The sequence below is a fragment of the uncultured Anaerovibrio sp. genome (assembly GCF_947302755.1).
Lineage (GTDB): Bacteria > Bacillota > Negativicutes > Selenomonadales > Selenomonadaceae > Anaerovibrio.
Map to the genome: position 1 here is coordinate 1 of NZ_CAMYWM010000090.1, position 10,533 is coordinate 10,533.

The 10,533-nt window shown below is 49.0% G+C and carries 11 protein-coding genes and 1 tRNA gene; 1 reads left to right on the plus strand and 11 read right to left on the minus strand.

Going from position 1 to position 10,533, the window contains the following annotated elements; all coding sequences use genetic code 11:
• The first annotated feature begins 74 nt into the window (after positions 1–74).
• Positions 75–917 (plus strand): NlpC/P60 family protein, encoded by an 843-nt coding sequence (locus tag Q0Y54_RS09010; RefSeq protein ID WP_297966565.1) that lies wholly within the window; start codon positions 75–77, stop codon positions 915–917.
• A 122-nt stretch (positions 918–1,039) separates the two neighbouring features.
• Here the strand turns inward: Q0Y54_RS09010 and Q0Y54_RS09015 are convergent, their stop codons facing one another.
• From Q0Y54_RS09015 to Q0Y54_RS09065, 11 genes are all read right to left on the minus strand, one after another.
• On the minus strand, positions 1,040–2,062 hold the full coding sequence (locus Q0Y54_RS09015; RefSeq protein ID WP_297966568.1) for a PocR ligand-binding domain-containing protein: 1,023 nt from the start codon (positions 2,060–2,062) through the stop codon (positions 1,040–1,042).
• A gap of 115 nt (positions 2,063–2,177) precedes the next feature.
• Positions 2,178–3,101 carry a radical SAM protein gene (locus tag Q0Y54_RS09020; protein ID WP_297966571.1) on the minus strand — a complete coding sequence of 308 codons (924 nt, stop codon included), beginning with the start codon at positions 3,099–3,101 and terminating at the stop codon, positions 2,178–2,180.
• Positions 3,098–5,140: an LTA synthase family protein gene (locus Q0Y54_RS09025; protein WP_297966574.1), complete on the minus strand. Its 2,043-nt coding sequence runs from the start codon at positions 5,138–5,140 to the stop codon at positions 3,098–3,100. Before Q0Y54_RS09025 ends, Q0Y54_RS09020 begins: the two co-directional genes overlap by 4 nt.
• Before the next feature lie 20 nt (positions 5,141–5,160).
• Positions 5,161–5,928, minus strand: a complete 768-nt coding sequence (locus Q0Y54_RS09030; protein ID WP_297966577.1) for a DeoR/GlpR family DNA-binding transcription regulator — start codon at positions 5,926–5,928, stop codon at positions 5,161–5,163.
• A gap of 111 nt (positions 5,929–6,039) precedes the next feature.
• The gene (locus Q0Y54_RS09035) at positions 6,040–7,629 is read right to left on the minus strand and encodes a ClC family H(+)/Cl(-) exchange transporter (protein ID WP_297966580.1); all 1,590 of its coding nucleotides are present in this window, start codon (positions 7,627–7,629) and stop codon (positions 6,040–6,042) included.
• Positions 7,630–7,794: 165 nt separating this feature from the next.
• Positions 7,795–8,028 carry a 30S ribosomal protein S18 gene (gene rpsR / locus Q0Y54_RS09040; protein WP_027396783.1) on the minus strand — a complete coding sequence of 78 codons (234 nt, stop codon included), beginning with the start codon at positions 8,026–8,028 and terminating at the stop codon, positions 7,795–7,797.
• A gap of 15 nt (positions 8,029–8,043) precedes the next feature.
• Positions 8,044–8,484 (minus strand): single-stranded DNA-binding protein, encoded by a 441-nt coding sequence (locus Q0Y54_RS09045; protein ID WP_297966583.1) that lies wholly within the window; start codon positions 8,482–8,484, stop codon positions 8,044–8,046.
• Positions 8,485–8,503: 19 nt separating this feature from the next.
• Positions 8,504–8,788: a 30S ribosomal protein S6 gene (gene rpsF, locus Q0Y54_RS09050; protein WP_297966586.1), complete on the minus strand. Its 285-nt coding sequence runs from the start codon at positions 8,786–8,788 to the stop codon at positions 8,504–8,506.
• Between the two features lie 269 nt (positions 8,789–9,057).
• Positions 9,058–9,133, minus strand: a tRNA-Gln gene (locus tag Q0Y54_RS09055).
• A gap of 293 nt (positions 9,134–9,426) precedes the next feature.
• Positions 9,427–10,110: a uracil-DNA glycosylase gene (locus Q0Y54_RS09060; RefSeq protein WP_297966588.1), complete on the minus strand. Its 684-nt coding sequence runs from the start codon at positions 10,108–10,110 to the stop codon at positions 9,427–9,429.
• A 192-nt stretch (positions 10,111–10,302) separates the two neighbouring features.
• The coding region (locus tag Q0Y54_RS09065) for a putative PEP-binding protein (protein ID WP_366072569.1) at positions 10,303–10,533 on the minus strand (231 nt) is incomplete at its 5' end.

Sequence of the window (10,533 nt, forward strand, 5' to 3'; positions counted from 1 at the left end):
TATCTTTCTCTTATAAACATATCTTTCTCTTATAAACATATCTTTCTCTTATAAAGGCTGGTGATTGCTCCGTGATGACAAATCTATTTTCCATAAGAGGACGGGCCCTGAGGACGGGCATAGCCCTGATTACTGCTCTTACCATTAACAGCGGTATTGCCGCCGCCCAAACCCTCACCATGAATTCCACCGGACCAGAGGTGGTGACTGTCCAGCAAAAGCTGAAGGAGCTGGGCTACAACATAAAAAATGTTACCGGCGTCTATGACAACAGCACCAAACGGGCTGTATTGGCCTTTCAGCGGGACAACAAAATCAAGCTCAGCGGGGAGGTTGATGATAAGACCATGAAGGTAATCAACACCCTGCGCCCGGGGACGGTAGACACCACGGATAAACCGGCCAAGGCAAAGCCAGCCCCCAAGGACAAGGACCACAGCAAAACTGACGGCAATGTCCAAAGCAGTACCGAAGACAGCAGCCGAAAGCCGACTGCTGCGGCAAAGCCTAAATTCGTGCCGGAAAGTAAGCCCTTTTTACCAAAAAATAAGGTTAATGGCCTCCTGGCCACGGCCAAAAAATATATCGGCGTAAAATACCTGTCCGGTGGCACAACCCCCAAGGGCTTTGACTGCTCCGGTTATCTTCAGTTTGTATTTAAACAAAATGGCTTCTCCCTTCCCCGGACGGCGGACGTACAGTACAAGCTGGGGAAATACGCGCCGGTAAGCAAGCTTGAAGCCGGTGATCTGGTGTTCTTCCACACAGATAAATCCGGCGAAATAAGCCATTGCGGCATTTACTTGGGCAACGGTAAATTTATCCATGCCTCCTCCAGCAAGGGTATCCGCATCGATGAGCTGTCCAATGAATATTGGAAGGAGGCCTTTGCCTCCGGCAAGCATATCGTACAATAGAGCTCAGCACTTATTTATACATATTTTTCCAAAGAAAAACCCCCATCAACGGATACCTGCGTATCCACTGATGGGGATTATTTTTTAAGTTTAAGTTAAACTGTTATTAAACTGCTGTCTGATTACTTGCCGCCTGATGCCAGATCAACCAGTCTGGATGCAGTCTCTGACAAAGAGGAAAGCTCCTGGGCCACATCGGAAATAGCCGCCGACTGCTGACCAACGATATCAGAGGTTGCCTCACCCTTGGCCACCGTTTCCTGGACAGACTCACCAATGCGGTCCGTGAATTCCTGAATCTTGTCCACCGTCTCACGGGAGCTGTCAGCCAGCTTACCGATTTCCTCAGATACAACGGCGAAACCGGCACCGGCCGTACCAGCACGGGCTGCCTCAATGGAGGCATTAAGACCAAGGAGACGGGTCTGCTTGGCAATATCCCTGATAAGGCTGGTGAACTCATTTATCTTACCGGAAATCTCGGATACATTCTGAATTTCTACATTCAGGCCCTTCTGATTGTCATTTACATTATTGGCCGAAGCAGCCAATTCCTCCATGGCGGCGGAAACATGAAGAACCGTATCGTTAATGGAACCAGCCAGTTCCCTCAACCGATACTGCATAAAACCGATCTGGGACAGACTGCTGGCCATCAGAAACAGACATTCAGCCGCCTGCTCCAGACGTGCCTTGGGCACAATCTGAATCTTCCGTACAGCCTCCACGTACTTTTCCGGATCCACATTTATCTCTCTGGCATAGGCCCGGAATTTCTCCTCATCCGGTGGGGCCGTCAAAACCTGACCGCCTAAAATGGAACCAATCTGTCTGCCGTTAAGCATTATAGGCGCCCCAAAATCCATCAAACCGGCATGGCACTCGTATACAGATGGACGACCGGTTCTGGCAGCCGTCTCACCACCACGCCTGTCACATTCTTCACAGCGGCGGCAGCCCTCCCGGGAATCACGGGTGTACTTCATACAAAAATCTGACCAGTCAGTAGGTCTGGTAATAGGCTTGCCATCTGCATCCACAGTAACAGCGGTCATACCAACTGCTCTGGCAAATGTATCCTGGAATTTCTGCAAAAATTCCATATCAAAAATATCTTGCACGCGAATATCATCTAATTCTGCCATAAATAAACACCTCTCCTTGTGAAGCTTGGTTCATAATACACATCAATCCGCTCTTAAAATTAGTATAAAAAAGATAATAACATTATACCTTTAATAATTAATTTAAACAACTAAATTATGTGTATGCCTTTGCTACTCCCTGTCCTGTCCATTTAGGGATATACCCCTCCCGGGCGGTTCCCGCCTCTTGAATAAAGCACCGGGTAAAGCCCAAGTCCAGGGCATAATCCACTACTGAATCATACTCAAATGTGGTAAGGCGACGCTTTAGCCTGGGGTGAGTCACAGCCCTGTAGGCTGGCGTATATTGATTCATTATACTCACCATAATACTGTCACCAAATTCCTCCCACAGCCACGCCAAAAGCTGCATACTGTCCTTTCTGGCCCCTGGCAGCACCATATGTCTTACCAGTACCCCCCTTTGCAGTATGCCATCCCGTTCTACAGCGGCTCCCGTCAACTGAACCATCCGCTTTATAGCCCGGGAGGCAACCTGAAAGTAATCCGGGGCCTTGGAGTAGGCACCAGCCAATTCCGCCGAGTAATACTTCAAGTCCGGTAAAAATACATCCACCATATTATCCAATAGGTCCAAGGTGGAAATATTTTCGTACCCACTGGAATTATACACCACAGGAAGGGAAAAACCCTTTTTTTTTGCAAAAAATAATCCATTAATTATTTGCGGAACATAATGGGTAGGAGTAACCAAGTCCAGAGTAGCCGCTCCCCGGAGCTGCTGCTCGCAAAAAATCTCCCCCAGCCGTTCATCCGTCACATCAATTCCCTTATATCCATGACTTATTTCATGATTTTGGCAATATATGCACCCAAGGTTACATCCGGAAAAAAAGACGGTTCCCGCCCCCTGGGCACCGGCAATAACCGGCTCCTCCCAGGGATGAAGGCTTACCAAGGCCATCCTGGCCTTAACCCCGCCTCCGCATACCCCCTGTCCCTCCATACGGTTGGCATGACATTGTCGCGGACAAAGGGTACAATCCCCCAATATGGTACTGTAGCTTCCAGGACTCATTTTTTGGCCTCCATCAGACTTTCATCCAAGATATTGCCATATTTGGGCAGCCACCAGGAAATGGAGCGTATGGTATCGCAATAAATCTGCATTTCCAGCACATCCATGGGCTCTGCTCCCCCATTGGCCTCAATAGGAATGGGCTGAAGGGGATATATATCCGCCTCCCCATAATAGTCCCTGGTGAGCCATACGGCATAATTAACCCCCATAGTGTTCCGGCTGGTCAGGCTGGAGCCTATGGACATGTACTTAAAGCCCTTTGGTGCAATCATCTCCACCAGGGTAGGGGCAATATCGAACTGACTGCCCGCCGCCTTGGAACTTAGCAGCTGTGGGGTTACCCCCTTGCCGGTAATAATAAAGGGGACACCGTAGCGCTCGTAAATGTTGGGGGTCCTGTCAATGTTATAGCGTTCAGCATGATCACCCACCACCAAAACCAAACTGTCAGGATACTTTTCCTTGATGGTTTTGATAAATTTGGCCATTTCCCGGTCCGCATACCAAAAATGCCCCAATTGCCGCAGCAGCTCCTCATTGCCCTTGGCCTCCTCAGGCAGGCCCGCCATTACTGTCCGGGCATCAAAGCCCTTGGCGGATAAATCCACGTTAAATGGGGAATGATTTGAAACATTCAAAATAACATTAAAGCTGGCCCGTTCAGGGTCAATGCCCTTCAGCACCGCTTCATAAAGATATTCATCATCCACACCCCAAACACTGCCGGTGGACTCCGGCGGCATACTGCCCCGGCCCCGGAACTGATCAAAGCCCTGGGCCAATACAAAGGGCTCTATCCGCTCCCAGGTAGCAGGCCCCGCATACCACATAGCTGTATAATAGCCCAAGGCCTTCATCTGGGGAGCTATGGCAGTAGGATACGGACCGGCAAAGGACTCCGGCATGGTGGTAAGGTATAAATTGGCATCCGCCAGTCCCGTCACAATTCCCGTCACTGCCGAAACCGTACTGCCCCCATTGGGCAAAAAGGTGGGGCAATAGGCGGTATCAGGCTCACCAATAATCCGCTTCATGCCATCGGCTATATGAAGCTTCTTGTATTTATCCAGCAGGGGCCAGTTGGCATAGCTTTCGGAAAGGATTAAAAAAATATGCTTGGGCTTATTAACCAAGGGCCCCTGGGCAGTCCGCCCAATATAATCCGCCAAATTATTGCTGTCAGGCTCTTTACCGGCCATATGGGCCGCCAGCTCCTGTATCTGCCGGGTGGTGAAATCAAGGCCCTCACTGGACAACAGGCGCCCGTTCATGCGATAGCCCCGATAAATGGCCTGATAATCGTCCAAAATAGCCTCATTCAAAAAGGCATCCCTGGTAATTCCCGCATTTTCCCAGCTGACGGAGTTTTCCCAGCTCAGGCTGCCACCGAAGAATACCAGGCGGGCCACCAGATAAAGGATGGATATTACCAGTATTTTCTCTGCCCAGATACCGGACCTGCCCAATGCTGACAGCCTTCCCCCTGCCCCAAGACGTTCCGCCAATTGGAACGCAAGGAATTTATTGAGCAGCCACCACACCACAAAGGCCAGCAGCAAAGCCCCGGCCAGTCTCAGCGGCAGGTTAAATTCCTGGACCAGGGACACGAACAGCGCATAAACATCATCGTTGGCCGTATTGAACAGCAGCTGGTGAAATCGGGAATGAAACTGATGGTAATAGGGGATGCTGGCAAAGAACAATATCATGGTGACAGCCGCCGTTACGGCACTTAATACCTTAAAGAGCCATTTGCCGCCCCTTCGGCTGAACACAGCCGCCAAAGCTGATGGCAGCCCCACCGCCACCGTCATGATACCGGCCGTCTGTATACTTAAACGGGTCCCACCGAACAGGGCCAGCCATACATCGGCCGGGCCTGCCTCGCTGCCCATATAATCCTGGAGAAGGGCGATAAATATCACACGGCAAAGAGAAAGGACTGACAGATAAAACAGAAATACCTTCAGCCCCTTAATTATAAGATTATAATAATTATTCCAGTCCTTAAACTGGTTCAGCCAATTATTTGTCATTGTAATTCCTTAAACAAACCTTATGGTACAATAATATCCACACCGTAATCAGCGGCGGCCCTGCGGATTTTTTCGTCAGGAAGGGCATCGGTAATGAGGCCGGACAGGGTATCCAGGGTTGCGTAATTATAGTTGCCGTCCGTACTGAGCTTCTTGGCCTCGGCCACCACATAGGCCCGCTTGCTTACCCGAATGATCCGGGCCTTGTTGATACCATCCTCAATATCGTAGGTGGATACACTGTTTTCCATGACATCCACACCAACGGCCCCTACAAAGGCAATATCCGGCTTAAGGCGGGAAATGAAATCCATGGTCATACCACCCCAGAAGCCATCCCGGCTCTTATTTATCTTACCGCCGGCAAAAATTACCCTGATTCGCGGATGACGGGCCAAAATAATCAATATATCAATCATATTGGTCACAATGGTCAGCTCCCGTTGATCCTTTATCAGCAATTCCGCAATAGCCAAATTGCTGGTGGAAATATCCAAAAAAACCATATCGTGCTCATGAATAAGCTTCACCGCTGCCTGAGCAATCCGCCGCTTGGCATCCACATCGGAGCCCTTGTGCTTGCTGACCTCTATGGCGTGAATATTTTCCCTGATGACCACTGCTCCGCCGTAGGTTCTCTTCAACCGTCCCTGCTTCTCCAGGGAGCCCAAATCCTTGCGGATACAATCGTCGGTAACATTAAACTTGGCACTAAGCTCCTTAACCCGAACCTTCCCCTCGGCGTTAAGCATATTCATAATGCTTTCCTGGCGCTCTTCCAAAAACATTTGTCCCACGTCCTTAACTATAGTTTAATCTTAGTGATTCTCTATGTTATTAATTTATCACATTTTCTATTGTTTTGCACGCATTTACAAAAATAATAGCGCAATGAACATTTACCGCCTGGGTGGGGCCTCCTTTTCTATCATGTCCTTTAGATGGGAGATATCCGTATCATTGGTCAATAAATACAGAAAATCACCGGGGTAAAGCCGGGCCTCCTCCATAGGATTAATCCGTTGCAGCCCCCGTTTTATATCCACCACCACAGTTTGCTCCGGCCATTTTATATCCCTGATAAGGGCTTTATCGGCCATGCTGCCGCCAGCCACCACCAGCTCCAGGGCTATACGGCGGCCTGAGGAATTATCCCCTATTCCCTGGGCCTGCTCCTTCAGGCGGAGGGCACGGTTCAGCAGCTCCTCATAAACCGGCTTGCCCCCTGTAAGGTCAGCCACCAAATAGGCGGTCATGGACACACATATAAGGGCCAGCAGGTGGTGAAATGAACCGGTCATTTCCATAATAAGCACGCTGCCGGTAATTGGCGATTTTACCACTGCGGCAAAAAAGGCCGCCATGCCAAATACAATCAGGTCACCGGCGTAGATTTCCGGCAAAAAGCCGGCATTTACCAGCAGACTGCTGAATACCGCCCCACTGACAGCCCCTAATACCAGCATAGGCAAGAATATGCCCCCCGGCACCCCTGAGCCAAAGCACACCAGGGTGAAAAGAAACTTTCCTGCAAAGAGAATAACCAAAAAATACAGGGGGTACCAATGCCGGGACAGGGCATCCACCAGCCGGTTGCCGCCTCCTAATATTTCCGGCAAAATAAAGCCCAGGGCTGCCGCCATAGCCAGCGGCAGCAGGGGACGCAGCATTCCCTTGATTTTCAGCCTATCATAATAATTCATGGCCAGCAGCAGGCCGGGATTGAAGCTGCGGCCTAATACGCCAATGAACAGACCTAATAAAATAAGGGTACCAAACATATTTAGAGGAAATACCTCCAGCTCCCCAATATGAAATACTGGACCTGCCCCAAAGATGACCTGGGTAACGGTGGTGGCGGTAACCGCCGCCGTAACGGAGGCCATAAGCAGCACCGGGGAAAAGCTTTTATTCAGCTCCTCCAGGCCAAAGATAACCCCGGCCAAGGGTGCGTTAAAGGCCGCCGCCAAGCCGGCGCCGGAGCCGGCGGTCATGAGAATCCGCTCCTCATAACGGGTTCTGATAAATCCCCGGCTTACTCCCTGACCAACACAGGCCCCCAGCTGGACACTGGGTCCCTCCCGTCCCAGGGACAAACCGGCACCTATGGCCAGCACACCCCCAATGAGCTTGGAAACCAGCACCGACAGCCACCGCATATTCATCCGGCCACCCAAAATTCCCTTAATCTGGGGAATACCGCTGCCGGTACACATGGGCTCGTTATCCACTATTTTCATCAGCAGCCAGGCAATAATTACAAAGGCCGAAAAATAGATGGCTGGTACATAATAATCACCATTATTAAAGCTATCCTCCACTATGCTGTATATCATGGGCCGTAGAATTTCCGATACCCCCAGCAAATAGCGGAACAGGGCAATGACGCACCCGGCAAAAATGCCCACAAGAATGCCTTCTATAAATAAACGGAAATGAAAACGCCGTTCCCGTATCATATCCTTGACTAATCTATCAGTTGTTGCCATATTTGTACCTCATCCGCCGCCCTTCAGGACCAGCCTCGGATTGCCAGCGGTCCCACGACGGCATGTAGTGCCTAGTACCTTTAGGTGCTTCCCCGGAGGGGAATGCGCATAAAAAAAGATGTGAAAAATGATTGCTCATTGTTCACATCCCTTTAATATCTACTATTATTCAGCAGTAAATGGCAACAAAGCGATGTTACGTGCGCGCTTAATAGCTACGGTAACCTGACGCTGATGCTTTGCGCAGTTGCCGGAAATACGACGAGGTAAAATCTTACCGCGCTCGGTAATATAACGACGGAGCTTGGCAACGTCCTTATAGTCGATTACTTCTACTTTATCTACGCAGAAACTGCAAACCTTCTTGCGAGGTCTTCTGCTTCTATCACGCTTAATCAAGTATATTCCCTCCTATCAAAATGGAATATCGTCATCCGATACCGGGCTTCCACCGAAACCACCCATAGGAGCCGCCTCAGCCGGAGCTGCTGCAGGTGATGGAGCAAATCCACCGGCATTTGGATCCCGTTGCTGCTTTGAGCCCATAAATTCCACCTCATTAGCAATCACCTCAGTAACGTACCGCTTAGTACCATCCTGAGCCTCGTAGGATCTGACCTGCATACGACCTTCTACCAGTATCTGACTTCCCTTTATGAGGTTATTACCACAAACTTCAGCTAATTTTTCCCAGGCAATAATCGGAATAAAATCCGCCGTCTGCTGCTGATCGCCGGCACTGCGGCCATAGCGGCGATTAACTGCCAAAGTAAATGAAGCAACTGCCTTGCCAGAAGGTGTATAGCGCATTTCTGGATCACGGGCCAATCTGCCTGCCAGTATAACCTTGTTCATGGTCTACCTCCCGAAACTATTACTCTTCTACACGAACAACCATGTGCTTGAGAAGATCATCAGTAATCTTCATAACACGGTCAGCCTCAGCTACGCAAGCAGGCTCTGCAGTTACATTCAGCAGAACATAGTAGCCCTCGGTACAATCCTTGATCTCATAAGCAAGACGCTTCTTGCCCCACCGATCCTCGGAATCAACAGTACCGCCATTGGCAGCAACCAGCTTAGTGAACTTCTCAACTACAGCATTAGTTGCCTCTTCTTCCATTGGTTTAACAATGAATATGACTTCGTACTTTCTCACGAAATCACCTCCCTCTTTGGTCTTTGGCTCCTTATTTTAAAGGAGCAGAGAAAGTTATCAAACGAAAATTTGAAACTATCCTTGTCCTTGTGACTTGAAAATTATACCATCATGCAGGACGCTATGCAAGGATTTTTTTAATTACCTCATCCACCGTCTCCAAAGACTGGGAGAGTCCCCCGACGGAGCTTTGCTCCTAGTACCTTGGGGTGCTTCCCCATAGGGGAAGGCATAAAAAAAAGACTGCAACGCAGTCTCTTGAAGTTAAATGGCAGGGGTAGCAGGACTCGAACCTACGAATGCTGGATTCAGAATCCAGTGCCTTACCAACTTGGCGATACCCCTATTTGTCTTTCAGACAACGAGAATTATATCTAAAAGGAGGCGGCTTGTCAACAATTATTTTTCAATATGTGAATTATAGGCAAAAAGCTGTTGGCTTGAACATTTAGTCACTGTGCGTTAAGAAACTTTTTGTTGCTATACCTTGATTATAGTGGGAAAAATCATCTGTTTGAGCGACGCGAAGCTAGTCCTTTAGGGCGAAGCGAGTTATGATTTTTTCCGCTATATAAAAGCAAGAAAAAGTTTTAGCACAGGGACGGCGTGAAAGCCAACAGCTTTTTGCCCGATAAAATTTAATGTATGTTGGGCAGCTGCCAATTTATGGGCTCCTGACCTGTTGACTTCAAAAATTCGTTGGCTCTGGAAAAGGGCCGGCTGCCGAAAAAGCCTCTATAGGCCGACAGGGGGCTGGGGTGGGGTGACTCAATTATCAAATGAGCCCTGTTGGTAATCATGGCCTTTTTCCGCCGGGCCGGTGCCCCCCACAAAATGAAAACCATGGGTTTTTCCCGTTCATTTAATATGGAAATAATTTTATCAGTAAAGATCTCCCAGCCCTTTCCCTGATGGGAATTGGCATTATGGGCCCGAACCGTCAAAACAGTGTTCAGCAATAATACTCCCTGTCTTGCCCAGGGCTCCAGGCAGCCATTGTCCGGCACCCTGCAGCCCAAATCCGTTTCCAGCTCCTTAAAAATATTTTGCAGGGAGGGTGGCGGCGGCACATTGGGCAGTACAGAAAAGCTCAGACCATGGGCCTGTCCAGGCTCATGGTAGGGGTCCTGACCGAAAATTACCACCTTGGTATCCGCCAAGCTGGTATAGTGCAGGGCATTAAATATGGAATACATATCGGGAAATATTTGCCGGGTGCGGTATTCATTTATAAGAAACTGCCGAAGCTCTTTATAATACGGCTTCTCCATTTCAGGAAGCAGATATTCTTCCCAGTCATTTGTAAAAATTCTCACAGCTATCACCTAACAAGAAGTATACCACAGCACATAAAATGAAAACTTATTCAGGTGGAGTTTTAACTCCATCTGAATTTAGTTGAATTTTACCCAGGGCTTTACGGGTGCTTAACTCCCACCTAAGAGGAGGGAGTCTTAGCACCCGTTAGCATCGGATAAAAATAGAAAAAGGGACCGCAAAAGCAGTCCCCCTTTTTAGATTTTGCTATGGAGGTATTCACGGATTTCTGCACCGGTTTCCATGGCCATAACCTTAGCCAGATGCTCCTTGGCCTCCTCCATGGAAACAGAGCGTATCTTCTCCTTTACCCTTGGAATGGATGGAGCACTCATACTCAGCTCGGTGATGCCCATGGCCATGAGAATTACGGCCGCATAAGGATCGCTGGCCATTTCACCGCACATGCCCACCCATTTGCCATTGTT

Excerpts from the sequence above, each read along its gene's own strand:
- Q0Y54_RS09010 (WP_297966565.1), top strand. The coding sequence starts at position 75 with ATGACAAATCTATTTTCCATAAGAGGACGGGCCCTGAGGACGGGCATA.
- Q0Y54_RS09015 (WP_297966568.1), bottom strand. The coding sequence starts at position 2,062 with ATGGCAGAATTAGATGATATTCGCGTGCAAGATATTTTTGATATGGAA.
- Q0Y54_RS09020 (WP_297966571.1), bottom strand. The coding sequence starts at position 3,101 with ATGAGTCCTGGAAGCTACAGTACCATATTGGGGGATTGTACCCTTTGT.
- Q0Y54_RS09025 (WP_297966574.1), bottom strand. The coding sequence starts at position 5,140 with ATGACAAATAATTGGCTGAACCAGTTTAAGGACTGGAATAATTATTAT.
- Q0Y54_RS09030 (WP_297966577.1), bottom strand. The coding sequence starts at position 5,928 with ATGTTTTTGGAAGAGCGCCAGGAAAGCATTATGAATATGCTTAACGCC.
- Q0Y54_RS09035 (WP_297966580.1), bottom strand. The coding sequence starts at position 7,629 with ATGGCAACAACTGATAGATTAGTCAAGGATATGATACGGGAACGGCGT.
- Q0Y54_RS09045 (WP_297966583.1), bottom strand. The coding sequence starts at position 8,484 with ATGAACAAGGTTATACTGGCAGGCAGATTGGCCCGTGATCCAGAAATG.